The organism is Bacillus sp. PK3_68, from assembly GCF_003600835.1.
Taxonomy (GTDB): Bacteria; Bacillota; Bacilli; order Bacillales; family Domibacillaceae; genus Pseudobacillus.
The window spans coordinates 1,936,242-1,962,271 of the sequence record NZ_NQYC01000001.1; the positions used below are offsets into that span (position 1 = coordinate 1,936,242).

22 protein-coding genes are annotated in these 26,030 nt (G+C 41.3%); 6 read left to right on the forward strand and 16 right to left on the reverse strand.

The annotated features are described in order from the left end of the window. Nucleotides 1-14 precede the first annotated feature (14 nt). The 8 genes from CJ483_RS10135 to CJ483_RS25045 all read right to left on the reverse strand — a co-directional run bounded on the left by CJ483_RS10135 (nt 15) and on the right by CJ483_RS25045 (nt 11,448). Nucleotides 15-1,526, reverse strand: coding sequence for a 4-hydroxyphenylacetate 3-hydroxylase family protein (locus CJ483_RS10135; protein ID WP_120034578.1), 1,512 nt, complete (start codon nt 1,524-1,526; stop codon nt 15-17). 370 nt (nt 1,527-1,896) lie between these two features. After that, complete coding sequence (locus CJ483_RS10140) at nt 1,897-2,595, reverse strand: 4'-phosphopantetheinyl transferase family protein (RefSeq protein ID WP_182917018.1); 699 nt, start codon at nt 2,593-2,595, stop codon at nt 1,897-1,899. Between the two features lie 183 nt (nt 2,596-2,778). After that, nucleotides 2,779-6,498 (reverse strand): non-ribosomal peptide synthetase family protein, encoded by a 3,720-nt coding sequence (locus CJ483_RS10145; protein ID WP_120034582.1) that lies wholly within the window; start codon nt 6,496-6,498, stop codon nt 2,779-2,781. A gap of 24 nt (nt 6,499-6,522) precedes the next feature. Next, nucleotides 6,523-8,319, reverse strand: a complete 1,797-nt coding sequence (locus tag CJ483_RS10150; protein ID WP_120034584.1) for a methyl-accepting chemotaxis protein — start codon at nt 8,317-8,319, stop codon at nt 6,523-6,525. A gap of 338 nt (nt 8,320-8,657) precedes the next feature. Next, nucleotides 8,658-10,130, reverse strand: coding sequence for an aldehyde dehydrogenase family protein (locus CJ483_RS10155; protein WP_120034586.1), 1,473 nt, complete (start codon nt 10,128-10,130; stop codon nt 8,658-8,660). Then, nucleotides 10,131-10,325, reverse strand: a complete 195-nt coding sequence (locus CJ483_RS25040) for an iron-containing alcohol dehydrogenase (RefSeq protein ID WP_259455605.1) — start codon at nt 10,323-10,325, stop codon at nt 10,131-10,133. It abuts the gene before it with no gap. 5 nt (nt 10,326-10,330) lie between these two features. Next, nucleotides 10,331-11,305: an iron-containing alcohol dehydrogenase gene (locus CJ483_RS10160; RefSeq protein ID WP_259455606.1), complete on the reverse strand. Its 975-nt coding sequence runs from the start codon at nt 11,303-11,305 to the stop codon at nt 10,331-10,333. 14 nt (nt 11,306-11,319) lie between these two features. Then, entirely contained in the window at nt 11,320-11,448 is a 129-nt protein-coding gene (locus tag CJ483_RS25045) for a hypothetical protein (RefSeq protein ID WP_259455607.1), read from the reverse strand. Between the two features lie 94 nt (nt 11,449-11,542). On the opposite strand from CJ483_RS25045, the gene CJ483_RS10165 reads away from it, so the two are divergent. Continuing rightward, on the forward strand, nt 11,543-13,306 hold the full coding sequence (locus tag CJ483_RS10165) for a sigma-54-dependent Fis family transcriptional regulator (protein ID WP_120034588.1): 1,764 nt from the start codon (nt 11,543-11,545) through the stop codon (nt 13,304-13,306). Between the two features lie 27 nt (nt 13,307-13,333). Here the strand turns inward: CJ483_RS10165 and CJ483_RS10170 are convergent, their stop codons facing one another. The 5 genes from CJ483_RS10170 to CJ483_RS10190 form a co-directional block, all read right to left on the reverse strand. After that, nucleotides 13,334-13,705, reverse strand: a complete 372-nt coding sequence (locus tag CJ483_RS10170; RefSeq protein ID WP_120034590.1) for a GIY-YIG nuclease family protein — start codon at nt 13,703-13,705, stop codon at nt 13,334-13,336. Between the two features lie 21 nt (nt 13,706-13,726). Continuing rightward, nucleotides 13,727-14,473 (reverse strand): DUF2087 domain-containing protein, encoded by a 747-nt coding sequence (locus tag CJ483_RS10175; protein ID WP_120034592.1) that lies wholly within the window; start codon nt 14,471-14,473, stop codon nt 13,727-13,729. Nucleotides 14,474-14,654: 181 nt separating this feature from the next. After that, a complete protein-coding gene (locus tag CJ483_RS10180) occupies nt 14,655-15,383 on the reverse strand; it encodes an amino acid ABC transporter ATP-binding protein (protein ID WP_120034594.1) in 729 nt (242 codons plus the stop codon). Further along, nucleotides 15,380-16,024: an amino acid ABC transporter permease gene (locus CJ483_RS10185; protein ID WP_120034596.1), complete on the reverse strand. Its 645-nt coding sequence runs from the start codon at nt 16,022-16,024 to the stop codon at nt 15,380-15,382. The genes CJ483_RS10180 and CJ483_RS10185 overlap by 4 nt, the downstream gene beginning before the upstream one ends. A 117-nt stretch (nt 16,025-16,141) precedes the next feature. Beyond that, entirely contained in the window at nt 16,142-16,927 is a 786-nt protein-coding gene (locus CJ483_RS10190) for a transporter substrate-binding domain-containing protein (protein ID WP_120037918.1), read from the reverse strand. A 333-nt stretch (nt 16,928-17,260) separates the two neighbouring features. On the opposite strand from CJ483_RS10190, the gene mprF reads away from it, so the two are divergent. Continuing rightward, nucleotides 17,261-19,798, forward strand: coding sequence for a bifunctional lysylphosphatidylglycerol flippase/synthetase MprF (gene mprF / locus CJ483_RS10195; protein ID WP_120034598.1), 2,538 nt, complete (start codon nt 17,261-17,263; stop codon nt 19,796-19,798). A gap of 28 nt (nt 19,799-19,826) precedes the next feature. On the opposite strand, the gene CJ483_RS10200 is transcribed toward mprF, so the two are convergent. From CJ483_RS10200 to CJ483_RS10210, 3 genes are read right to left on the reverse strand one after another with little or no spacing between them, the layout of a single operon-like run. Further along, on the reverse strand, nt 19,827-20,483 hold the full coding sequence (locus CJ483_RS10200; protein WP_120034600.1) for a TetR/AcrR family transcriptional regulator: 657 nt from the start codon (nt 20,481-20,483) through the stop codon (nt 19,827-19,829). Between the two features lie 25 nt (nt 20,484-20,508). After that, nucleotides 20,509-21,306 carry an ABC transporter permease subunit gene (locus CJ483_RS10205; protein ID WP_120034602.1) on the reverse strand — a complete coding sequence of 266 codons (798 nt, stop codon included), beginning with the start codon at nt 21,304-21,306 and terminating at the stop codon, nt 20,509-20,511. An 11-nt stretch (nt 21,307-21,317) separates the two neighbouring features. Next, entirely contained in the window at nt 21,318-22,193 is an 876-nt protein-coding gene (locus CJ483_RS10210; RefSeq protein WP_120034604.1) for an ABC transporter ATP-binding protein, read from the reverse strand. Between the two features lie 197 nt (nt 22,194-22,390). Here CJ483_RS10210 and CJ483_RS10215 point away from each other — a divergent pair, with 197 nt between their 5' ends. The 4 genes from CJ483_RS10215 to CJ483_RS10230 all read left to right on the forward strand — a co-directional run bounded on the left by CJ483_RS10215 (nt 22,391) and on the right by CJ483_RS10230 (nt 25,982). Then, nucleotides 22,391-23,068, forward strand: a complete 678-nt coding sequence (locus CJ483_RS10215) for a response regulator transcription factor (protein ID WP_120034606.1) — start codon at nt 22,391-22,393, stop codon at nt 23,066-23,068. Beyond that, nucleotides 23,068-24,480: a sensor histidine kinase gene (locus tag CJ483_RS10220; protein WP_120034608.1), complete on the forward strand. Its 1,413-nt coding sequence runs from the start codon at nt 23,068-23,070 to the stop codon at nt 24,478-24,480. The genes CJ483_RS10215 and CJ483_RS10220 overlap by 1 nt, the downstream gene beginning before the upstream one ends. A gap of 106 nt (nt 24,481-24,586) precedes the next feature. Next, a complete protein-coding gene (locus CJ483_RS10225) occupies nt 24,587-25,159 on the forward strand; it encodes an SCO family protein (RefSeq protein WP_120034611.1) in 573 nt (190 codons plus the stop codon). Between the two features lie 40 nt (nt 25,160-25,199). Beyond that, a complete protein-coding gene (locus CJ483_RS10230) occupies nt 25,200-25,982 on the forward strand; it encodes a FixH family protein (protein WP_120034613.1) in 783 nt (260 codons plus the stop codon). The last annotated feature ends 48 nt before the right edge of the window (nt 25,983-26,030 follow it).

Consider the following 26,030-nt stretch of genomic DNA (forward strand, 5'->3'; position numbering starts at 1 on the left):
GCATGGTTTAATTATCACTCTGTGCCAACCGGGCTTTTGTGTGCATTTACCCATGTGTCAGTCGTCCATCCAGAAAGATCGTATTCACTCATTGCCTGATCAACAAATGCTTTGTACTTTGCCGTTTGACCTGACAACTCAGCATTTCTAAGCGTCTCCAGCCGAATATTCTCATGGTTTCCGACGTAATTGAGCTCGTACAACTCGTTGCGACCACCAAACTCTGTGCCGAGGGCATCCCAAATCAATTTCATGAGTTTTACTCGTTCTAACGCATCAATTCCCGTTCCCTTATAATATTGGTCCAGGTACTGGCGGATTTCCGGATTTTCAAAGTCTTTCGCGCTGGATGGAAGTTGAATCAACCCTCCCGCTACTACTGTTTCAAAGATCTCTTTTACTCTTGGCCACACCATTGGAGCCAGAACCCGGTAAGCTGCGGCCGATTGTCCATTCGGAAGAACAACGCCGTTGTCTCCCTTTTCTGGATCTGTTGCCATAGCCGTGGAAAGTGACCAGAACATATTTCTCCAGGCGAGCACCTGGCCAATATTCGCTTGCACTCCTCTGAACCCTTTTGTACCGGATGCCTCTGTCGCTTTCATTAATAAGCCTGCCATGAAGTCCAGCTTCACTGCAAAGCGAGTGCACCCATGAAACGTATACCGATTCATCCAGCCGGTTTTGCCGCGAAAGCCGTTTGCAATTTCCACATTCCGGTAAGCGAGTACATTTTCCCACGGTACGAAAACCCGGTCAAGTACGATAACGGCATCATTTTCATCAAAACGGCTTGATAAGGGATAATCAAACGGAGTACCTAACTTTGCTGCTATCAGCTCATATGATTGCCGGCTAATTATCTTCAGCCCTGGTGCGTTCATTTCAACGAAGAAAATTAAAGCGTGGTCAAGATCATCCTTCGCCAGATCAACGGGCGAATAGTTTGCGACAAAATTATAATTGGTAATGGCGGCCGATGTACCGACCATTTTGGCACCGCTTACAATGATGCCATTATCCCGTTCTTCTACTACACGAACAAAGACATCTTGATTCTCATGAAGCGGTTTGGACCGGTCCATTTGCGGATTAATAATCGTATGATTACAAAATGGCACTTCCTTCGTTGTTTTTTCATACCATCGGCGTGCATTGTCTTCAAACCCTTTATAAAAGTTAGCATATGGTTTCAAATGAGCAGTAAAGGCTGCTTTATAATCAGGTGTCCTGCCCATAAACCCGTAGCTTAACTTGGACCATTCAGCGATGGCATCCCGGGCCTCCAGCAGTTCCTGGGCACTTGTAGACGGTTTAAAAAACTTTTGTGTTAAATGCCCCTCCTTTGTTTTTGTTGTTAAAATCGAGGCTGTGTCCGGTTGATGAAGTGCATCATACAAACGAGCCATCGATCTTACGGAATTTTGATAAGCCGGATGAATCGTGACATCCTCAATTTTTTCTCCATTTAAGTAAATAACACGTCCATCTCGCAGACTCTCAATATACTCCTGGCCATTCATCATAATAAAAACCTCCATTTGTCAGAAAATTCTTTCTGTTATCCTTATCATAATGAATGTTCCGTTATTTTCCTACAACAAAGACTTACTAAAAAATAATAATTATTAAACACTTTTTGTTTGATAACTTCAGAACCAGAATAGTAAACCATCCATATAACGTTCATGCTAATTAAAAATTCCGAAAAAACTGGATCTGAAAGAGTAGAAAAACTATCCTTTCAGATCCAGCTTTCTTTCTATCTTAATAATTAAGCCTCCATATACACCTCTATAGCCTGTACACCACGACTAAGACCGCTTTGCTTTGTGCTGTTAAAATAAATAACTGAACATTCTCCTCCGACAACACTTATTAAGAATGAAATATTATTTAATTTCTTGTACCGCTTTTAACAAAATAGGCCGTTAGTTCGTCTAGGCAAATCTTTTCAAAGAGAAGATTCATCGGTTTCACAGAAGAATAACAAACTGAACAGCGATAGGCGCGGGACAGGTTTGCGTAAGCAAACTTCCATGTTCCAGCTAATTCAGCAGGTAATCGTAAAACAGGCGGGTTGGATAGTTCAAATTCAACAGCTGTAAGCGAACCTCCTGTCAGCCCTGTTCCTTCTGCTTTGAAAAAAGACTCCTTCAGTGTCCAGTAGGTATATAACGCTGATAATTTTTCCTCCTCACTTTCTCTTGTCTGAAAAAAACGATGTTCATTTGGACTAAGAAACTCTGTCGCGACCGCAAAATCTATTTGACGGATCTTTTCTATATCAATGCCAATCCTGCCATTTGGGTGAACAGCACAAGCGATAAATTCCTCGGAATGAGAAATGCTTATCTGTCCCTCAAAATTCGCAACATAAGGTTTGCCATTCGCCGCTCTTTTTATCGGTTGATCTATAATTTGGTGACGTTCTGCTAAGTACCGGGCTAGTAAAGTGCCAATTAAAGAATTAATCTGATCTTCCTTCTTTCGATAACGAAGAATATAACTCTTCTCCTCATCTGTTAAAACAGAGTAAAGAGCAAATGGAATCAGTTCTATATCTGTTCTTTCGACAATAAAAAGCTCAATCAATGCGCTTAGCTCCTTAAAAATATTAAATTAGTAGCATAAGGGGACATCTTATCGATAGGATCCCCGGACCAAGAAAAAACGCTTGTCTTTCAGGATGCACGTCTGCCCAAAAGCAAACAAGAAAGCATCCATGAAAGCAAGCGCTATTCAATATGTCATTTGTCTATATAGGTGCTGCTATCACTATGGGCGCGGAAAGTAACCAACTTTTGCAGCGTATGAGATCATTTTCTCAAAAAACTTCTCATCTATTTCCGGACATGCCACATTTGTATTTGCAAGCAACTTCTTTGTTTCCGGGCATGAGTAGCGGTAGGGAGAGTCCTTTGCCCCGTCTCCTTCAAGCTGAGCTATAGTCAACTGTAAAATTTCAGGATCGATATCGTTGTCGCCAAACAGCCAATTTTCGTATGCTTCTGGCTCCTTCAATTCAATGTTATAACCGCATTTTCTTAATTGCTCAATCATATCCGAATAATGGATTTGTACTTGGTTACAAATATGAAGCACCCGTCCGGCCGATTCCGGCTGCACCGCCAAGGCAACAATGCTTTCGCTTGCGTAATCAATAGGTGTGTAATCCACATACCACTCTACCTTCGGTGCAACTTTCAAGGACAGCATCGTTTTTAACATTCGGTAGTAGGCATTGCTGTCAATGTTCTTTTGGAATCTTCCAGTCTGTGAATGGCAAGTTAGATTGCCGGCGCGATAAATCGTAACTGGAATCTCCGCTTTTGACGCAGCTTCAAATAATAGTTTCTCCGATTCGAGCTTGCTGTTTACATAGACATTTGTTAAGGAAGCATTCATCCAGTCATCCATACTTTGTAGGCTATCCCATTTTCCTTCTAAAGCAAGATCCTCCGGAATGCCTAAAGTAGAAATATAGTGAAAACGCAGCCCTTCTTTCTCTTTAGCAAACTTCAAAAGAGCTTCTGTGCTTTGCTTATTAACCCGAGAAAAGTGATCAACCTCTCCAAAGTGCCTAACATCCGCTCCACAGTGGATAATGCTGTCGATGCACGTTTCTAAATAGCTTCGATCCTCTGCAGACAACCCGAGGTCTTCTTTCTCTAAATCTCCTATAATCACAGTAATGCGCTGTGCTTCCTTTTCTATCTCTTCACCAAAATAATGAGTAAGAATATTCCACAGTCTTCCTTTTGCCTGCTCAGCAGAATCACCGCGCACTAAACAGTAAACGTTAGCTTCCGTTTGCGATAGTAATTGCTGTAAAATATGAGATCCTAAATAACCGGTTGCTCCCGTTAACAGTACGTGTTGAGTCGCAAGCAACTGAGCTGAATTTCCAGAGCCAATCTTTATTGGCCTTTCCGGTAAATCAATGATTTCATGAACAGCGGCTGTTTTTTCAGTATTTGCTGTAACAGCGGATAACTCTAGCGCCCGGGAAGCAAGTTCAGCGATGGTCGGATACATAAAAAAGTCATTAATTTTTAGTTGAGGATACTCTGGTTTTAATAGAACGAGAGTTTCCAGGATTTTAAGCGAGTGACCACCGATTTCGAAGAAGTTATCGTAAATATCGATAGCAGGCAGCTTTAAAGTTGTCTTCCATGCTTCTGAAATTACCTTTTCTATTTTTGTCCGCGGTAAATTCTTAGCAACTGTCTGCTCTTGTTTCATGAGCTCATAAGTTGATAAAGTCCGTCGGTCAATTTTCCCGGAAGGCGAGACCGGCATTTCCTTTATATATTGAATATAAGTCGGCACCATATACTTAGGTAGCTTCTGCAAAAGAAAATCCCGTATTTCTAATTGAGATAATTCCTCTCCTGCCACACTTGTATAGAAAGCTGCAAGAACATTTAGCCCATCTTCATCCACTTTGGGAATGATGGCTGCATCTTTTATCAGCTCATAACTCGTCAACGCGTCCTCTACTTCACCAATTTCAATACGGTGTCCTCGGATTTTTATCTGAGAATCTTTTCGACTCACATATTCAATTTCTCCAGAAGGCAGCAGTCGAACGATGTCTCCTGACCGGTACAGAACAGAACTAAATGGGTCATTGAATATATTCGGAACAAATGCAGCCTCCGTCTTATCAGGCTGATTCAGATACTCACGTGCTACTCCTGCCGAACTGATAAGCAGCTCGCCCGGCACACCAATCGGACACAATTGATTTTCATCATTTACGATATAAACAGCATGGTTATGGAGTGGATGCCCAATTGGTACGGTAGGCGTATCTAGCATTTCCTCGTTTACTTTATAAAAAGCAGACATAACCGTACATTCCGTTGGCCCGTACATATTGTATATAGCAATATGCTTGCCGAATTTTTCATGGAAAGCGAAAGCTGTTTCCATGATTAATGCTTCGCCGCCAATTGTAATTTGACGAATATTTTTAAACTTTTTAACTCCTTCACTTGAAAGCTTTGCGACCAGTTCATTAAAAAAGATGGTCGGCAAGATAGCGATAGATGTTACTCCCTCTCGCTCAATAGCCTCTGCAAAAGCTTCCACTGACATTCTTTCTTCGTCGGAAAGCAAATATAGTCGTGCTCCGTTAAATAGCGCGCTGAACGTATCATAAATAGAAGCATCAAAGCTATAAGGCGCAAATTGGCAAAGAACATCCTTCTCCGTAAATGTCATTTCCTGTGTAGACCAGTTAATTAAATTGATCACACCTCGATGGCGGATGAGCGTGCCCTTAGGCCGTCCTGTAGAGCCTGATGTATAAATCACATAAGCGAGCTGTTCAGATGACGCTTCTACCTCAATAGAACTGCAAGGATACGCCGCAAAATCGGTCTCTGAAAAAATAGAGTATTTTTTGCCTTGAGGCAGCAATTCTCTAAATGAATCAACATAAGCAGAATCCACCAGGGCAATGGACGAATTCGTATCTTTTATAATGTAACTGTTGCGTTCAACTGGATGATCCGGATCAAGCGGTACATAGGCTCCGCCTGCTTTTAACACGCCGAGTATGGAAACGATGGTTCCAATGCTTCTTTTCATAAAAATAGGCACGAGCTCCTCTTTAGTTAAACCTTTTTGCAAAAGCATGTGCGCTACTTGATTTGATTGTTCTTCCAGCTCTGCATAAGTGATGCTGAATCCGTTGGAAGAAACGGCTGTTTGATCCGGAAAACGCTCAGCTGTTTTTGAGAATACTTGATGGATCACTGTGCCTTCGTTAAATGAAGCAGCCGTTTCATTTAAACGCTTATACATCATTTTCTCTTCAGTCGTAATGATAGGAATCGATTGAAAAGGAACATTCAGATCGTCAGCGTTTAATATAAATTCGACAATATTTTCAAAGTACGCAGAAAATCGTTTGATCGTTTCTTCCATAAAAAGGGAGGAGTTATATTCAATTAACAATGATAAATCCGCGCCATCGGTAAACAGCCCAAAACCTAGATTCGTTTGTTCTATTCCAGGAAGGTTGCCAAAAGAGAAAGTTGTATAGTAACCGGGCTCCTCCTCTTTCTTGAGCACTTCCCTCCAGTTAAAGTGCTGATGCAAAGAGACATCTTCTACTTTTTGTGCCACTTGATTAAGAACATCCGCTAATGATTGGCAACCCGCAAAATTTGCTCTTATGGGTGCGATACTTTCTCCGTCAACAGATATTCCGAGCATGATTTCTTCTTCATTCGCCAACCGATGCAGCAAAAAGAGATACGCAGAAATAAAGAACGTACGAAAGCTGCTATTATTTCTTTCTGCCCATGTAAATACATCTTTTACAGCGCATGATTCCAATGGCATAGAGAAGGTTTGAAACTGACTCTCTTTCAAGAGATGTTTTTGCTTATCAAGCGGCAGGTTCAAAGGCGGCAGCGGACTTTTCAATTCCTTCTCCCAATAATCTTTTGATGTCATTTCTGAAGAAAGTAAAACTTGGGACATTCATTCATACCTCCAATATCGTTGTTAAATTTTGAACATAGAAATGGATTGCTGTAGCTTTTGGAAGAGCTTGTTCATCTCCTCAGCATCGTCAGCAATAAGCTCCATGTTCCCTTTTTGTGCTTCAGTCATTTGGCTAATACCTGCAGAAGTCTCCGTGTTATGTTTGGCAATGCCGCTTAATTGCTCAATAACAGAAGCTACTTCCTCAGACTCGGCAGCAACTTGCTGAGTAGAAGCAGAAATTTCTTGGACCTGACTGCTTACCTTGTGAATATCATCCATAATGTGGGCAAATATTTGTGTCAGTTCACCGCTGCTATTCACGCTAGTTGAAACAGTCTCTACTCCAACAGAAATGGATGAAACGGCTTTATCTACCTCATTCTGAATAATAGAAATTAGCCCCTTAATTTGCTCCGCTGATATACGGGATTGTTCTGCAAGTTTGCGGACTTCGTCGGCCACTACTGCAAACCCCTTACCATGCTCACCTGCCCGTGCCGCCTCAATCGCTGCGTTTAAGGCAAGTAAATTTGTTTGTTCAGCAATCTCACTAATCAAATTAACAATCCCGGAAATTTCAGTGGACTTCTCATCTAACTGTTGAAGTGCCTGAGAGGAGTTTCCAACGGATTGTTCTGCTGAATTCATTTGTGAAATAATATCCTTTACTGCTTTGTTCCCTTTTTGAGCGCGAGTTTCTAACTCTTCTGCTTTACTGCTGACGTCAGCTGAATAATCGGCTATGGCTGAAATCCCTGAAACAATTTCATTGATGGAGGAAGAACTATCGATCGTAGCCGTTTCCTGATTCTTCATCTGCTCTGAAATTTGCTGTAATTCAGATACAACGAAACTGTAATGGTCGCTCCCTTCCTTAACAGCTTCAGAAAGCTTTCCGGAATAGTCGGCGTTGCGCTCGTATGCTTCCTTGATCGCCTGGATAATTTGATGCATAGCAACCACCATTTCATTGAACTTCTTGTTCAATCTTCCAATCTCATCGTCGCCTTCTTTCAATGAGATCTCAAAGCTTCCTTGGCTAAATTTCTCGATGCCCTCCCCTAATTCTCTGAGAGGAAGAATAGACTTGCGCACAAGATAGAACTGCACGGTTAACAAAATAGCAAGAATAATTAAAAGAGCAAGAGAGCTGTATAAGAGTAAATCTTTCTTTCCTTTAGCCACAATACTTGCATCAATATCAATTCCATAGTAAGCAGTGATTTTTCCTTGTTCATTTTTGAATGGCTTTAAAACGGACATCCATGTACCGTAATCATCCGTATAAACATCTGTATAAATGACCTCTCCTGTAGACAGCATTTTTCTGACCGAATCGCTGATCACTTTTGGCTGTTCATATAAATCACCTATATTTAAATCTGCCTCTTTAAACGTTTCTAAGACAGCTGTTGGCATAGAAATAATTGAAGTTTTATTTCCACCCTCCAGTTCAGTTCCAAATATATAGGCCTGAGAAACTTGCGGATTGTTCGCAGAGACTGTATCAAAATAGCTCCGAAGTTTTTTATGAACACTTGAATTCTCATTGCTATCTGATGCTGCCTCCATGATTTCTTCACTATTAAGATTTTGGGAAGTGCCGGACATAATTTTCGTTGCTTGGCTATGTACTTGCGATTCAAGTACTTGTCCTTGAATGACATAACTACAAACAATAAGTGTAAGACCAACTAAAAAAATATTTAACATTGATGTGGCTAGTATTCTCGCTAAAAAACTCTTTCTAAGTAATCCAAACATTTTGCTTCTCCATTCCTGTTGTATTTGGCTAAAAGATGGCTGTCGATTCATATAAAAAAGACCGTCCAAATTCCTACAGAACACTCTGAACTTTAAAAGCTTTATTTATAATACTGGTGATTATCCCCTCGTTTCCAATCTATACAAACAGGTATATAAACCTTATCAAAAGGTTAAAAATAGGGTATTATAACCTAATATCCCCGTTAATAAATTAGTATCTTTTACCCAGAACATATTCTAGCACACACCTTTCAAATTTCAACAAATTCCGCCAAAATAGAGACATTTTTCCTACAAAAAGAGTGGGGCAACAAGCTGTTTAATAGCTTGTTGCCCCACTCTTTTTATCTATCACATAGCTCTTAATGAAGCGAAAAATTAACTATTTACACGCCGTACCAGTTCAATCCTTCCTTGCCAAGGTCAACCCACACATGTTTTGTTTCCGTATACATATCCATCGCTTGTATACCAAGCTCACGGCCGAATCCACTTTGCTTCGTGCCGCCAAATGGCGCCGTGCTATCCAGCATACTAAATGTGTTGACATATACTGTGCCCGCTTTTAAGCCGCGCGCCATACGATGAGCCCGCTTTAGATCATTCGTCCAAACGCCAGATGCCAGACCATAGAGTGTGTCGTTCGCTTTTTTCAATGCGTCTTCTTCGTCCTTGAAACGAATAACTGAAACGACCGGTCCAAAAATTTCCTCCCGGGCAATGGTCATTTGGTTAGTAACGTTTTCAAAAATTGTCGGCGTATAATAATAACCTCCGTCAGCTCCTTTAAAGCGCTCCCCGCCTGTTGTCAGTTGTGCTCCCTGCTCGAGGCCGGCAGCGACATATTGCTCGATTCTCTTCAGCTGCTGCTCAGATACTTGTGGCCCCATTTGTGTAGACTGCTCGAGCGGATTGCCGACACGGATGCTCTGCACCTTTCTCACATACTCACTCATGAACTTGTCGTAGACGCTCTCCTGAACGAACAAGCGAGAACCAGCAGCGCATACTTGCCCTTGTGCAAAGTAGATGCCAAACATAGAACCATTTACCGCATCTTCTATATTGGCATCCTCAAAAACAATATTCGGCGACTTGCCGCCAAGCTCAAGGCTTACCGGCTTTAAATTTTGACTGGCTGCCTGCATGATCAAGCGCCCTGTCGCAGTAGAACCGGTGAAAGCAATCTTATCTACTTGTGGATGAGAAGACAGTGCCGCCCCAGCATCCGCACCAAAACCAGGTACGACATTAATCACTCCATCCGGAATGCCTGCTTCTTGAAATAACTTCACCATTTCCAAAATACTGACAGGTGTCTGTTCTGCCGGCTTAATTACAATCGTGTTACCCGCAGCAAGTGCCGGTGCCAATTTCCACATTGTCAGCATAAGCGGGAAGTTCCACGGTACAATAGCGCCAATCACACCAAGCGGCTCTTTGAGTGTATAATTAAAACGGCCGGCCGGAGAAGCAAGCGTTTCTCCTTGCACTTTATTGGCAAGTCCAGCGTAAAACTCCAATACATCGATGGTAGCCGGCATCGCAATAAAGGTCGTCTCATTAATGGGCAGCCCATTGTCCTCTGACTCAATGGCTGCAAGTTTATTTGCATTTTCCCAAAGCAGCTGGGCCGCTTTATAAAGTAGCCGCCCACGATCGCTCGGAGCCATTTCTGCCCACGGACCGGATTCGAATGCACGGCGCGCTGCCTTGACAGCACGGTCAATATCTTCTTTTCCACCTTCCGCTACTATAGCATGGACTTCCCCTGTCCCCGGATTTACCGATTCGAATGTTTTTCCTGATGCGCTGTCTGTCCACTTCCCATCAATAAATAGCTGATATTGCTTTACCATTTATACTCCCGCCTTTCTTGCTGAATAAGCAAGTTCTAACAATTTCATAACCTCTTCTTCGTTTACCTCTCTCGGATTTACCATCGTGCTGATCTCTTCATTTAATGTTGCCTTCGCCAGCTGTTCAAACTGTTCACGTTTCACGCCAGCCTCTTCCAATGTAGGAATATTAATTGCCTTCGACAGGCTTCTCACCGCTTCTACCGCTTGGTTGGCCGCTTCTTCATCAGAGAGCCCCCTATCGGCAATCCCATCACCTGAGCAATATCTTTAAAACGCTTTTGTACCGTTGCATCCTGAGCGTTATATTCCATCACATCCGGAAGCATGCATGCATTTGCTACACCATGCGGAAGACCGCAATACACGCTGAGCGGATGAGCAATGGCATGAACCAAACCTAGAAGAGCAGAGTTAAAGGCATAGGCTGCCATCATGCTGCCGAGCAGCATGTTTGTGCGCGCCTCGATATTGCTGCCGTTTTTATAAGCTTCTTCTAAGTTGTTATAAATAAGCTCCACTGCCTTTAAAGAGTTGATCTCACTCGGTACTGAAGCAAGCTTGGAAACATATGATTCAATTGCATGCGTAAGGGCATCCATACCAGTTGCTGCTGTGACAGCGGGCGGCAGACCCACTGTTAACTCTGGATCAACTAACGCAACATCTGCTCCGCAGTGGCGGCCGCCAATAACCATCTTTTTGGCTCCTTTTGTATCTGTAATAACCGTAACAGCCGTTACCTCGCTTCCAGTTCCAGCCGTTGTAGGAATAGCGATTAATGGCTTGGTTGGATTTTTCACCAGGTTCAACCCTTCATACTGATGGATCGGGCCCGGATTTGTCGTTAATACGTTAATTGCCTTGGCCGCGTCGATCGGACTGCCCCCACCAATGGCTATGATTGCGTCTACGTTTTCCTGTACAGCTAAATCAGCGCCTTCTTCCAAAATCGTATCTGGCGGGTTAGGCACAACATTGGCAAACTCTATAATGGTTACGCCGCTTTCTTCTAAATATGTAAACACCTGATCAATAATCCCTGCCTGCTTAACCCCTTGATCATATACACACAATACTTTTTTAGCATGTAATTCTGCGAGCACTTCCCCAATCTTTTTTACACTGCCCGCACCAAAAGTAACCTGGCTTGGAATACCAAATTCAAATTCCATTTCTCTCTCCCCTTTCACTCATTTACTCTCTTATTAGCAACTTCTGTGCCAATAGAACGTCCCTTGTGTTTATTGCCTTCGTAAGCACCGTTTTTTTCTACTGTCACAAAAAGTGACACTTTTTCTGTGTTACTCTGTGACATTGCCCCTTTTCGTGACAAGCAGTTTATAAAATAAATGGATTATAGTATAATTATTAGAAAATTCATTACTTTATAGTGAGGCGAGACCCAAAAGATGATTAGAAATGCGCTGAACGATAAGCAAACATGGCTAAAATATTCTTGGAGACGCTGTCAAGACCTTGGATTCGACCGGAACGGCAAGCCCATTTTTTATCAAGCGGAAGGAAATTTGCTTAAGGAGTTGCTGGAGAAAAATGAAAGACTCATTCGTGCCTCAGAAGCCGTATTCCGGCAGCTCGATCAATTTCTAAAAGACTATCACTATCGAGCAGACCTGCTTGATCATGAAGGCTACATTTTGCATTCGTATGGAGTAATAAGTGAACCTGGCCTCATGAATAATCCTGCGCTGGCAATCGGCACATGCTGGGGAGAAACTTTTCGCGGAACAAATGCAGTCAGCTTCAGCATTGAGCACAAAATGCCCGTCAATATCCATGGAAGTGAGCACTTTTTTCTAGAAAATCAAGTGCTGACTTGTTCGGCAAGCCCTATTTTTGATGAGGCCGGACAAGTGACCGCAGTCGTCAACTTCAGTTCACGCAGTTCGAATATACAGGATAATGCTTTAATTATGGCTATGCTTGCTGCCGATGCGATTGGTTATCGGCTGCTAACCGAACATGTAAAAGTAGAAAATGAACTGCTTATCCGGGAAACAGAAAAACTAAGCAGCTCCCACTCCCAAGGGATTGTCACTGTAAATGCAGACAGTCACATTATTTATGCTAACAAAAAAGCAAAGAAGCTGTTGGGAAACAATTGTATTGGAACCGCTTTTAATCCCTCTTCGTTACATACAGAATCTATTTATCCAACATCCGGTTATTGTTCAAGACGTTCCTACATGATCAAACCTCACACCTCTGCCCGTAAAAGTTACACCTTTGACCGGATGATTGCCGAATGCCCGAAAGTTAAACAGGTCATCCAACTCTCCCAGAGGGCAGCGGCTACCGATTTTTCACTTTTTATTCATGGAGAAAGCGGAACAGGCAAAGAATTATTTGCTCAATCCGTTCATCAGGCAAGCATGCGTGCAGACAAACCTTTTGTCGCCGTCAATTGCAGTGCTTTAGCTAAAAATTTAATTGAGAGCGAACTCTTCGGCTATAAAAAAGGCGCTTTTACAGGAGCGGACCATGCTGGCAGTCTCGGAAAATTCCGCGCGGCGGACGGGGGCACTCTCTTCCTCGATGAAATTGGCGACATGCCGCTGCAGGCACAAAGCGCACTTCTTCGTGTTCTTGAGGAACGGGAAGTGATGCCCGTCGGTGATCATCAGAGTTATCCTGTTGATGTTCGCATCATTGCAGCTACTCATCGAAATTTACTGGAGGAAACGAAAAAAGGGTCATTCCGTGCCGACCTTTATTATCGTTTAAATGAAATCTGCCTGAACATTCCCCCATTGAGAGAGCGGGGAGACATTATTCAGCTCGCCCGCCATTTTCTCATAGGGCTATCCGGCCGCTCTCAGCAATTTACTAATGAAGCAGAAAACATGCTGCTTAGCTATGACTGGCCCGGCAATGTCCGCGAGTTAAAAAATGTTGTGACACAGGCTAGTTTTCTCGCTGATGGCCGTTGGATTGATACTCATCACTTAAAATTGCAGACAACACCGAAAAGAGCATCGACAGTCGCTGCTCCGAGCTTTCCACCCTCGGCCTATACGTTGGAGGAAGCGGAAAAGCTACTAATCGAACAAGCTTTAAAAACACATAACAGCAACATTTCGCAAGCTGCCAAACAGCTAGGCATATCAAGAAATACGCTTTATCGTAAATTGAAAGCCTATGAATATACAGAATAAACAGCAAAGCTGAGTCGGCAATTCCGCTCAGCTTTGCTGTTTATCATTTGGCTTTTCCCGGTTATATCCACGCTCGCCGTAAGGTTCCAATTTGGCGAGCCACTTGTCCTCCAGTCTCTCCAGCTCTTTCTTTTCGTCAAAATAGCCCGTTTCTTTCTTTTTTAAGACCTCCAGCACTTCAAATTCAAAAGTATCTTGGCCAAACTCTTTCCACTCACTTTGCAGATGTTTATTTGTGTTTGTGCCCACCTCTAATTCAAAACGTTTTCCATTGAGCGTTTTTAAATTTCTTGTACTGCCGATAAACACCTTGCCATTCTTCTTATTTTTAATCTGGTAAATGCCCGCTTCAATTTTCGTTTCTTTATATTGTTGTTTTAGTATTTTTTTTCGATCCATGATGGATGCTCCTTTGTATCTTTATTGTTTTAACCAATACTCACTACCATCTGCCTGCCTGTCTAAAAAGCCATATTCAATTAAATAACGTCTGAGCAACACATAATCGCCATAAATAACTTTTAAGCGTTCATTTACTTCTTTTTCACTGTATCGTTTACCAGAGTGGAATTGTTTCGCTATTTCTCTGAGTACGATCAGCTTTTGTTTTTCTTTTAAAGAAAATGTGGTTAACGAACCATTTTGAAAATACTTCTCCAGTACAAATGCCCGTTCTTCCTCAGTTATGTTATAACGGTCATCAATCCTCACTGCGGTTGGAGGAACATCCACAAAAGTAGGAGCATGCTCATCTTTTTCCTTCAACAGCTCCATAAGCGTTAAAAAAACTTTTGCCTGCCGTTCTTTTTCCTTTAAAGTAAAGCGATGGTTCCGTATAGTTGATGCACTGCCAATTTCCATTTCTCGCTGAATGTCTGCATCGCTTTTTCCTTCGTAAAACAACTGAAGGAGTCTATTCTGATGTTCGGTTAACCCTGTAATTTTTTTATTAAGACCAATAAGATACGAGAAAACTGATTCATGCTCTTCTTTAATGTGAAGCTGCATATATCGTTCCGCTTCATAGAATGTTCCTTCATGCGGATAAATAATTCCCTTTTCCAAGCTCTCCCCACAAAGCAAACAAACACAATGACTCCCTTCGTAAACATATCCGCGTTTTAATTCTTCCAATGAAGCGTTCCAAAACCGCTCTGTGTTATCCATAAAACAAACAACCTTTCTAAACGTTTACTATTTAATAAACATATTATTAAAATGTTTATAATAAGTCAATGGTTTGTTTTTAACAGCAACATAAATAAGCCCCGGGCATGTCACTTGCCCGGGGCTTATTTAGCCATTGCTAACCAGTTCTACCAGTGTGCTTTCCCTGCTGAAATTCTTTTTATAGCACTTTGCTTAAGAACGCTTTCGTCCGCTCATGCTGGGGATTTCCGAATAGCTCTGACGGTTTATTTTCTTCAACTATATACCCGCCGTCCATAAAAATGACACGGTCACCCACTTCCCGGGCAAAGCCCATTTCGTGAGTAACGACCACCATCGTCATCCCTTCTTGGGCAAGCTGCTTCATTACCGCAAGCACATCCCCGACCATCTCCGGGTCAAGCGCGGAAGTGGGTTCATCAAACAGCATAATCTTCGGATTCATCGCCAGTGCCCTCGCAATGGCAACTCGCTGCTTTTGACCGCCTGATAATTCGCCAGGATAGCTTGTCGCCTTTTCTTGCAGTCCAACCTTTTCCAACAATTCATGTGCTTTTTTGATCGCTGCTTCTTTACTGTTGTTAAGCGCTTTCATTGGCCCGAGTATAATGTTCTCTACTACTGTCATGTGAGGAAAAAGGTTGAACTGTTGAAATACCATGCCTACTTCTTGTCTTACTTTGTTGATATTTACTTTTGGATCCGTAATGTCATAATTGTTAATAACTACGCTTCCGCCCGTAATCGTCTCAAGCCGGTTTAGACAGCGGAGAAAAGTGCTTTTACCTGAACCGGATGGCCCAATCACGCATACTACTTCCCGCTCCTCAATAGCAGCATTAATATCTTTTAGCACCTCCAGCGAACCAAATGATTTTTTTAAGTTCTTTACTTCAATCATGCTCATCGTAATTCAAATCTCCTTTCAAGGAAATTACCTAATACGGATAATAAATAAATAACGACAAAATAAATAATTCCAACAACGAGCCAGATTTTAAACGCTTCAAACGTTGCAGAAACCTGAACAGATCCCTGTTGCATTAAATCAGCGATGCCGATAATTGATAAGAGCGAAGTATCTTTTAAACTGATAATTGACTGATTTGTCAAAGCTGGTAGCATTCTTCGGAACGCCTGCGGTAAAATAATATAGCGCATCGTCTGAATACCTGTTAAGCCAATAGATCTGGAAGCTTCCGTTTGTCCTTTGTCTATCGATTGGATGCCTGCTCGGATAATTTCAGCAAAATAGGCACCAGCATTAATTGCAATGGTTATGACGCCAGCAGTTGTCCTATCAAAGGAAATCCACTCCAATGAGTTCAAACCAAAGTAAATGAAAAATAGCTGAACCAGAAACGGTGTGCCACGGATAGCATCAATAAAGATTTTGGCAATCCAGTTCAAAATCTTTAGCGGGGCAAGCCGCAAGAGTGCCATGATTAGGCCAAGAATGAATCCTAAAATGATAGCAATGACAAAGATATAAAGGGTGACTTGAAGTCCCTTCATTAAATACGGCAATGAATTAGTAATTGTCTCCATTACGCTCTCTCCTTCTAAGAAGAAAGCGCGCTATCTGCGCGCTTCCAAGCTGATGATGTTCGAATATGCTTGATCTTCACTTTCCATGTGACCCATCTACACGCTTCTCAACTTTCTTTACTCCGCAAGATACGTGTTCAAAATCTCCTCGTATTTTCCATTTTCTTTTAATTCAGCCAATCCTTTATTGATTTTCTCAAGAAGTTCTTTGTTTTCACCTTTCAAGACAGCAATTCCGTACTGATCACCATTCAAGCGGTCGCCGACGATTTTCAAACCAAGATCCTTTTGGGCAATGGCATAAGCAATGACTGGATAATCTTCAATTAAAGCGTCCGCATTGCCATTGGCTACTTCTTGAAACATGGCTGGGCTATCATTAAACTGTGTCACTTTAAAGCCTTCTTTGTCAGCATTTTCTTGAGCAAACTTCGCGCCAATCGTCCCTTTTTTCACAGCTACTGTTTTTCCTTTTAAATCACTGACACTCTTAATGCTGCTGTTATCTTTTTTTACAACAAGCGTAATGCCAGCATCAAAATATGGCTCTGAGAAATCAACCACTTTCTTTCTTTCATCAGTGATACTCATTCCTGCAATCGCTACATCTAATTGTCCCGCTTGCATAGCCGGTATAATTCCCCCAAAGTCCATCGGAGAGAGCTTAATCTTGAAATCTTGGCTTTCGGCAATGGCATGGATTAAATCAATATCAATTCCCTTGTACTCGCCGCCCTCCTCATATTCAAATGGAGGATACGTCGTATCTATCCCCACTGTGTACTCCTTTTTTTCTTCCCCTTTTTTCCCGTCCCCGTTTGTGCTGGCCGTTTTGTCTCCACCACATGCTGCAAGCATGAAAATGAATACAAGCATGAAACTTACCAAACTAAATTTCTTCATCCCATCCACTCTACTTTCCTATTTATTTATCGGCTAAATGTTGCCAATATACAGAATAATATGAATATAACCTGCAGAATCAGCCGGCAATTTAATGTATGACCGGGCCATTTGTTTTATGTACCCTCCAGCTGTTTCCATATATATTCTAATACTTTTTTCGACATTTCATTGTAGATTCCTGCCTCTATATGTAAAATGTAACTGTTGTGCCTTGAGGGCTTATCCTTTTTTAGGAATTTGTTTGAGGCAATCAGGTGACGGCTACAATAAGAATTATAGGTGCATTCTCCCTTTTCACTACAATTAGTAAACGGAAAATAGGTGTAACTTATGCTGCGTATTAACAAGGAAAAACTCTTTCAATTTATTAAAATTGGCTTTCCAGTTATTTTATTTATAATTGCTTTAATAGAGATCAAACAGTTTGCTAACGGGCTAGATATTCGCTTGATCCGTTCCGAGATAAAGCATTTAAATTCGGTAGAGACGGCCCTTATTTTACTTGTGCCTTTCTGCGGTATCTTTCCAATGTTTTTTTATGATGCTGTTTTAGTTCGTATTCTGAATATTAAAATCCAAACAAAAAAGCTCATAAAACAATCGTTCATTACTAATTCTTTTTCCAACTTAATTGGTTTTGGCGGCCTCGTGGGAGTGATGCTCCGGACTTATTTTTATAACAAGCATGATTTGGATAAGCGAAGGCTTCTAACAGCTATTACTTCTGTTTCACTCTTTTATTTAACAGGCATTTCTTTGATTGCGTGGACGATCCCCACTGCTTACAAAGACTTTCCACTCATTGTTGATACAAAGTGGCTGTTTTTAGCTGTGCTGGCAGTTGGATTATATTTGCCTCTTTTCTCCCTTTTTTATTTTTATCAAAACCGACAGGGAAAAGGCTCTTTAATCAATCTCCGGTCTGCTGTCACTCTTTTACTCGTTTCACTGCTGGAATGGTCCTTAGCTTTCTCGGTTATTTGGATATTGAGCATTATACTGGATATCCCTCTGCCTTTTTATGAACTTGTGCCTGTTTTTATTATCGCTTCCTGTGCAGGTATAGCCAGTATGATCCCTGGAGGACTCGGATCGTTTGACTTGGTTTTTATATGGGGAACACAGAATTTAGACATACTGGATGAAAAAGTTCTTGTGATGCTTATCTTTTACCGTGCAGGTTATTTCTTGCTTCCATTTTTGCTGGCTGCAGCCCTATTTGTAAAAGATTATTGGAACAAATGGAATCAATCGTGGGACAACTTGCCAAACACTGTTATCCAGAACATCAGCCATGTTTTGCTGACTGTTCTTGTATTTGTTTCAGGACTCATTTTGCTCTTATCTGCAGCTGTGCCGGGGATTCTAGAAAGGATAAAGATTGCTCATGAAATTTTATCTTTCCCTATCATGAATCTCTCTCATCAGCTTTCAGTGGCCGCTGGTTTTATTTTACTCGGCCTGTCACGGGGAATTAATTACAACGTGAAACGTGCCTATCAACTGACGATGATCGTTTTAGGCTTCGCTGCGCTTTTCTCGCTGTTTAAAGGAATTGATTATGAGGAAGCCATTTTTATGCTAGCGGTTGCCCTTCTTTTAAAAGCTTCGAAAGGCAGCTTTTATAGAGAAAGCTATGTGCTCACCTGGGGCAAGGCTCTGTTTGATCTCACTGTGTTTTTGATCATCACTTCCATGTATTTATTGATTGGCTATTTTAATCTGCCTTCGGCAAAGCTCAATGTACCGAAAGCATTAGCTCCTTACATCATTACTAGTTACACCGATTTATTTCTTAGCGCGGCCATTGGCTTGCTTATCGCCTTTTTTATTTTAACTATCGGCTACCTGATCCGTAAGCCTAGGCTATGGATTCCAGAGACATCAGCAGCTCAAGAAGAAGAAATTTTCAATCATCTTTCCAACTATAAAGGAAATGTGCTGGCTCATTTGATTTTTCTGCATGATAAATATGTGTACTGGAACAAGGAAAAAACAGTGCTGTTTTCCTATCAGAAATATGCTGATAAGTTAGTTATTCTCGGCAATCCAATCGGGGAAGAAGCAGACTTTCCTCGTGCAATTGGGGAATTTCTAAAAATGGCCGATCTTTACGGCTACACACTCGCTTTTTATGAAGTGAGCAATGACATGCTCCCTCCTCTTCATGAATATGGCTATGATTTTTTTAAACTAGGTGAGGAAGCGGCTGTTCATTTAGAAAGCTTTACTTTGTCAGGAAAAAAGATGAAAGGAGAAAGGGCGGTAAAAAATAAATTTGAACGAGAGAATTACCGCTTTGAAATAATTGACCCTCCCTTTGAAAAAGAACTCATAGCTGAACTGAACGACGTCTCACAGCAGTGGCTGCAAGGAAGAGAAGAAAAAGGATTTTCTCTTGGCTTTTTTGATGAAGACTATCTCAACAAAGCAAAAATAGCTATCTTGAAAACAGCCAACCATGAGATAGTAGGATTTGCAAGCCTCATGCCAATATACGACGGCGGACGGACTATCTCTGTAGATCTAATAAGATTTCAGCCAGGTGCTCCTGCTGGCACTATGGACTTTATCTTTCTTTCCTTGTTCGAATGGTCGAAAAGCCAAGGCTATCTATTTTTCCACTTGGGAATGGCCCCACTTTCTAATGTAGGCACCTCCAAATTTTCTTTTTTAAGTGAAAAAATTGCTGCCCAAATCTTTTTACACGGCCAGTTTTTTTACCAGTTTCAAGGCTTAAGAAAGTTTAAAGAAAAGTATACGAATTCCTGGGAAGCGAAATATCTTGCCTATCGGAAAAAATCTTCCTTGCCTTTTACCATGGCACAAATTACTTTTTTAATTAGCAAGAGAAGAAAAGCACAATAAAGGGACTAGCACTCGCCAGTCCCTTTCATTATTCCGCTTTATACACACCATGTTTCACAATATCGAGGTAAGCATCAAGCTCACTCATTAACAGTTCCGGGTTCTCAAAAAAGTTATATTGCTTATTTTTTTGAAGCGTCTGATATTTTGCTGAAAGCTGCTCTACGATAAAGGCTGTCATTTGGATGACCCTTTCCTTAGACACTCCTGGCCGCAGCCTGCTCTCATCGATCAATTCTTTCGGGTACAAGCGGCTTTGCATCAAAGCAATTCCATAGGTTTCATGCTTTCTTCTTAATAAATCCTCAATCTCTGATTTAACCACTTTCGGCGGGTGCAACAGAACATCCGTGATAAACTGCATCTCCTGTTTATAAGGAGCTGTCACTTCTTGTTTCAACCAGACAGCTTCTTTAATCCGTTCAAAAAAATCATCAGATCGGATATCATCAAGTGACTCTACCGTTTTTTTCGTTGTCAGATCAATCACATGGGATGCGAGATATACATACAGATTTTTTTTGCTTTTAAAATAGTGAAAAAGAATCCCTTTAGAAATACCGGCCCGGCTTGTAATAATATCGGTAGATGCTTTTTCATAGCCATTTTTCACAAACTCTTCAATGGCTACTTTCAATATTAAATCTTTTTTAGCCTGAGGCTGCTTTTCAAAAGCTTCATACAATGCTGAACACCTCGTACTTTCATTATTAAACAGAAATATCTTTTCTCTTATATACCATAAACGCAGCAAAGAGACTAAGCAAGCATACCATTACCATAATTAATGAGTAAGCAGGCTCCAGCTTGTGATCGTTAATAATAGAAGCGGCCTCAATGTAATAAAACGGACTCATATATTTCACTACATTCAGTTCCTCTGAGAGACCTGACATCATGTTTAAAAAATAAGTGATGATGACTACAGCAATAGAGACAGCCAATGTATTTCTTGTTTTTCTCATAACAGCCGATAGCAAATAGGAGAGAGCTGCAAAGGTGAGATGAAGCAGGAGTGCTCCGATTACTAATAAAGCAAATGTTTTGTACGGCACCTCATATCCTTTTGCCAATTGGAAGCCTATCAGACTAGCCATAGCTACTACTATGTTTAAAATAAACACATTAATAATCACAACAGCAGCTTTTTGTCCCACAATTTCATTTCTCGTTACCGGCTTTGATAACAAGAACTCAACTGTTTTGTCGTTTTCCTCCTTGGCCAGCATATTGGAAGCCAATATGGCTGCATAAATACTTCCGAGCAGCGTTGTCATCATGTATACTTCTATTCCATAAAAACCTATTAATGTACTAAGGCTGAGCTCGTTCATCTTAAATAGATCTTTCATTGAATCCGGGTAGGCCTCGAATAATTTCTCCATGTCTTCTTGCTGCTCAGCAAATTGAGGAAAAATACTTAGCAGCCAAATAACCAGCCCCCCTAAAATCAAGCTCCAGATAATTAATGATTTGCGGCTACGCTTCCATTCCCTTTGAATAATCATGTATACTCCCCTCAGCTTTCGTAATAATGCATAAAGATTTCTTCAAGCGACGGCTCCTCTATCAACACGTCCTGCAGAGGCAAGCTGTTCAATTGCTTGAGAAGCCATTGAATGTCTCCATTGTAGAGAAGTTTGAGTTCGTTCCTTTTCACTTCGCGACTGATCACTCCGTCGAATTCTATTAAAAGCTGATCAGCGCCTTCCATTGCAATTGTCACGTTCTTCATTTTATTTTTCGTTAAGCTTTCCATCGTTTCTACTTTCACAAGCTGGCCTTCTTTAATAATGGCCACACGATCACACATCTTTTGCACTTCGCTTAAAACATGAGAAGAGAAAAAAATCGTTGCCCCGCGCTTTTGCTCTTGATGCAGCAAGTCAAAGAAATGATGCTGCATCAATGGGTCAAGTCCACTTGTCGGTTCATCTAAAATAATAAGCTGTGGTTCATGCAAAAGCGCTTGGACAATGCCCACCTTTTTGCGGTTTCCGAAAGAAAGATCCTCAATTTTCCTATTTAAATTCAAATCAAGTATGGTAGCCAAGTCCTTCATTCTTTTTTCTTTAAAGTTTTTATGAAAGCGGGCCGAGTAAGTCAATAAGTCAATCACTTTCATATCATCATAGTAATGAACTTCAGATGGCAAATAGCCGACGTGCCGACGAATTTCCTTCGATTTTTTCACGATATCTTTTCCAAAAATAGTAGCATGACCGCTCGTCGGATAAATAAAGTTCAACAACGTGCGAATCGTTGTGCTTTTCCCGGCTCCATTCGGACCGATAAACCCAAAGATCTCTCCTTCTTCGATCGAGAAAGAAACATCTACAATCCCCCGATTGTTTTTATATGATTTCGTTAAGTTATGAAGCTCTACAATTCCCACTGTATCTCTCCCCCTCTTCCTATGCCTCTCTTATTGACTGATCAGTCAATATAACCATACTACCCATTGACTAATCAGTCAATGCTTTTATTGGAGTTTTTATCTCGTTGTACATGAAATTTAACTTTTTCACCGCCTAATCACACCAAAACTTCACAAATAATGGATACAATAAGAAGAGAAAGTGAGGGATATATATGAATGGATTAACGGTAATGATCATAGATGATGAAGAAACAATGAGGCAGCTTTTAAAAACCTTTTTGGAGAAAGAAGGCTATGCCGTTATGGAAGCATCCAACGGAATAGATGCTCTTTCTGCTATCGATAAGCAAGTACCTGATTTATTAATAGTAGATGTCATGATGCCGTATATGGATGGCTTTACTTTCGCAGCAGAGATCAAAAGAAGATATGATTTACCGCTTATTTTTTTATCAGCTAAGGGAGAAGAATGGGATAAAATTCATGGCTTAAAACTGGGGGGCGATGATTATATCGTAAAGCCTTTTCACCCTGGTGAGCTGCTAGCCAGGATTGAATCTGTTTTAAGAAGAACCAATCCTTCTTCCCGGCAAACAAATCGCTATACGATCGGACCGCTCACTCTTGATATGCAATCTTACAAAGTAACAGTGAATGGGCGCTCTCTCTCATTAACATTAAAAGAATATGAGCTGCTTTCTTGGTTAGCACAGCATCCAGGAAAAGTTTTTTCTCGGGAGCAACTGCTTCATTCCGTTTGGGGTGAGGAATACAACGGCAGCGAGAGAACGGTGGATACTCATGTGAAGACATTGCGGTTAAAGCTAAAGGATCAGTCTGCTCTCATTCAAACTGTCTGGGGAATCGGTTATAAATTTGAGGTGTCCTAGTGAGAAAGAATTTTACATTAAGTCAAAAGGTGCTATTTCTTATTTTGTCCTGTATCGTCTTCACCATTGTTTTCGCCTTCTTCTTTTTGCACTTTTTGTATAAAGACTTGTACTTGAATAGCATAAGGGAATCGGTCATTTATCAGGGCGAAAGGACAGCTTCCCACTATCACTACGGTACTTTAAGTAAAGAAATTATTGAAAAAATTCATTGGTACAATGTCGTATCTGAATACGAGATTATTGCAGTTGACAATTTGGACGAGCTTTCCACCTACTTCCCTTATAAAATCAACTATGAAGCGCTTGTCAATAAACAAGACCAAAAGCGGTTAGAACAAGGCAACTATGTCATGAAAGAAGGCTATGTAAAAGAATTTAACCGGGAAATTATCGGCGCCATCTTCCCTATTATGGGCGAAACGGGACTGATCGGATTTATTTATATTTACGTGCCGCTGGCAGCTATTCAAGAAGTATTCCAGGGCAGCCTGCCCATCTTAATTTTAACAGGCACTATATTTTTCTTGCTCTTGTTTCTTGTCGTTAACCGGATCCGACAATCACTCTTTCAGCCGCTCACAGAAATTCAGCAATTCTCACAAGAGGTATCTAAGGGGAATTATTCGAATCGCCTGCCCATTCGTGCCAACGATGAGGTTGGTCAGCTCGCAAAAGCCTTTAACAAAATGAGTTCTTCCTTGGAAAAGCAGGATATCCGGAAAAAAGAGTTTTTATCCAATGTCGTCCATGAGTTAAGAACACCATTAACTTACATCAGCGGTTATACACAGGCGTTAAAGCAGGAAATATATACTTCGCCCGAAGAAGCCCAGCAATATTTGAATACGATGGAAAAAGAAACCGATCGCCTAAAAAAATTAATCCATGATTTAGTTGATCTTGATCATCTCCAGGAAAGCATGTACGTGCTCGATAAGGAACCTATCGCTGTCGCCCAGCTGCTGTTAGACACGCTCCACTTGTTTGACATTCATACGAGTGAAAAAAAGATTAGAACGGAAGTGAATTTCCAGGAAGATCTCATCATTGACGGTGATGCAAAGCGAATTCAGCAGGTTATTTACAACATACTGGATAATGCCATTAAATATTCCTTTAAAGAAAGCACCCTAATCATTGACTTAAAAGCAGAAGATAACGACATGCTCCTACAAGTAATCAATCAAGGCATCAGCATTCAAGAGGAAGATCTCTCACGCATAGGTGAACGCTTTTTTCGCACAGATAAAGCCAGAAGCCGGGCAACTGGTGGAACCGGCCTTGGCCTCTCTATCGTAAAAGAAATTGTCAGGCTGCACGGCGGAACTTTTTCCATTCGCAACGGACGGGCAGCCCAAGAAATCATTGTTTCTATCCGCTTGCCGTTGCTTGTTGATCCTGTTGTTTAAAAATTGCTAAGGATTTCTCACATAAACTTCACAACCATCGTTTACGCTTGGTTCAAGTATTCTTTTTCTCCAGGCGATGAGTGATGGACGAAAAGAGGTGCGCAGCATGAAGAAAATATGGCTGCTTATACTAAGCATGACATTAATCGCGCTTTCGGGCTGCGGCTTGGATAAAACCAAGCCCTATCAAATGAAATCATTCACCTTTACTAATCAAAATGGAAAAGCGTTTGGCAGCGAAAGCCTGAAAGGAAAAGTGTGGGTCGCTAATTTTATCTTTACCAATTGTGACACTGTCTGTCCACCGATGACAGCCAATATGGCTGCTTTGCAAAAACGCTTGAGAGCAGAAGACCTTCCTGTGGAGCTTGTCTCCTTCAGTGTCGATCCGGCTGTGGATACACCGAACAAGTTAAAAAAGTATATAGCTGGTTTTACAGAAGATGAGTCGAATTGGCAGATGCTCACCGGTTATACTCAAGAGCAAATCGAGACGTTCGGCAGAGAGGAATTTCAAACGCTCATTCAAAAACCCGAATCATCAAATCAGGTCATTCATAACACAAACTTTTACTTAGTGAATCAACATGGAGAAATTGTAGAGGAGTACAGCTTTACCTTAGGAGCTCACAGTGATGACATGATTAAAGACATAAAAAAAACCTTGTCAAATAGCTGAGGCTCTTTTCATTAAAGACTGATAAATTGGAGGAATGGACATGAAGAAACTATTCTGGATGATAGCCGTCGTCTTTGCTATGACGGCACTAGCTGCATGTAATAGCGGGGCAGATAAGAAGGAAGTGGAGAAACCAAAGACGGTACAGAAAAAGGTAGAGCCGCTGGAAGCAGTGCTTGATGTTCCCGAAAAAGCAGCTGTTAACGAAAATATCGCTATGAAAGCCACTGTATCGCAAGGTGATGAAAAAGTAGCCGATGCTGATGAAGTGAAGTTTGAGGTATGGGAAGAAGGCAAAAAAGAAGAAAGCAAAATGATCAAGGCAAAAAACAATAAAGACGGCACATACGAAGCAAAAACTGCTTTTGACCATGATGGACTCTTTACTGTACAAGTACATGTGCAGGCAAGAGACCTTCATACAATGCCTTTAAAGCCAGTGACTGTCGGAAAAGGGGTAACTGAAGATCACCATGAGCATGAAAAACAAGCCGGACACAGTCATGATCACGGAGAGCATGCAGAAGGCTTTGCTATGCACTTCATGGAGCCTGAAAACGTAAAAGCGAATGTCCCCACTTCATTAACCGTTCATTTGCAAATGAAAGAAGCGCCTTTGGCAAAAGCACAAGTCCGCTATGAAATCTGGAACAAGGCCAATCCTGATAAGCACGATTGGGTGGATGTGAAAGAAACGAAACCCGGCGAGTACTCTGGTGCCTATACATTCGCTGCAGCTGGCGAATTTACTGTAAAAGTTCATGTAGAAAACAAAGAGGGCTTGCATGAACATGAAGATCACCAAGTAAAAGTAGCTCAATAGCATGTGAACAGCCTGCAAGTATATAATGTCTACCAATAAAAGCCCATC

Coding starts and splice junctions, on each gene's coding strand:
- CJ483_RS10225 (WP_120034611.1), top strand. CDS start 24,587: ATGAAGAAAATATGGCTGCTTATACTAAGCATGACATTAATCGCGCTT.
- CJ483_RS10145 (WP_120034582.1), bottom strand. CDS start 6,498: ATGTCCCAAGTTTTACTTTCTTCAGAAATGACATCAAAAGATTATTGG.
- CJ483_RS25045 (WP_259455607.1), bottom strand. CDS start 11,448: ATGTCACAGAGTAACACAGAAAAAGTGTCACTTTTTGTGACAGTAGAA.
- CJ483_RS10205 (WP_120034602.1), bottom strand. CDS start 21,306: ATGATTATTCAAAGGGAATGGAAGCGTAGCCGCAAATCATTAATTATC.
- CJ483_RS10155 (WP_120034586.1), bottom strand. CDS start 10,130: ATGGTAAAGCAATATCAGCTATTTATTGATGGGAAGTGGACAGACAGC.
- CJ483_RS10215 (WP_120034606.1), top strand. CDS start 22,391: ATGAATGGATTAACGGTAATGATCATAGATGATGAAGAAACAATGAGG.
- mprF (WP_120034598.1), top strand. CDS start 17,261: ATGCTGCGTATTAACAAGGAAAAACTCTTTCAATTTATTAAAATTGGC.
- CJ483_RS10135 (WP_120034578.1), bottom strand. CDS start 1,526: ATGATGAATGGCCAGGAGTATATTGAGAGTCTGCGAGATGGACGTGTT.
- CJ483_RS10190 (WP_120037918.1), bottom strand. CDS start 16,927: ATGAAGAAATTTAGTTTGGTAAGTTTCATGCTTGTATTCATTTTCATG.
- CJ483_RS10230 (WP_120034613.1), top strand. CDS start 25,200: ATGAAGAAACTATTCTGGATGATAGCCGTCGTCTTTGCTATGACGGCA.
- CJ483_RS10185 (WP_120034596.1), bottom strand. CDS start 16,024: ATGGAGACAATTACTAATTCATTGCCGTATTTAATGAAGGGACTTCAA.
- CJ483_RS10180 (WP_120034594.1), bottom strand. CDS start 15,383: ATGAGCATGATTGAAGTAAAGAACTTAAAAAAATCATTTGGTTCGCTG.
- CJ483_RS10165 (WP_120034588.1), top strand. CDS start 11,543: ATGATTAGAAATGCGCTGAACGATAAGCAAACATGGCTAAAATATTCT.
- CJ483_RS10175 (WP_120034592.1), bottom strand. CDS start 14,473: ATGGATAACACAGAGCGGTTTTGGAACGCTTCATTGGAAGAATTAAAA.
- CJ483_RS10170 (WP_120034590.1), bottom strand. CDS start 13,705: ATGGATCGAAAAAAAATACTAAAACAACAATATAAAGAAACGAAAATT.
- CJ483_RS10160 (WP_259455606.1), bottom strand. CDS start 11,305: ATGGAATTTGAATTTGGTATTCCAAGCCAGGTTACTTTTGGTGCGGGC.
- CJ483_RS10150 (WP_120034584.1), bottom strand. CDS start 8,319: ATGAATCGACAGCCATCTTTTAGCCAAATACAACAGGAATGGAGAAGC.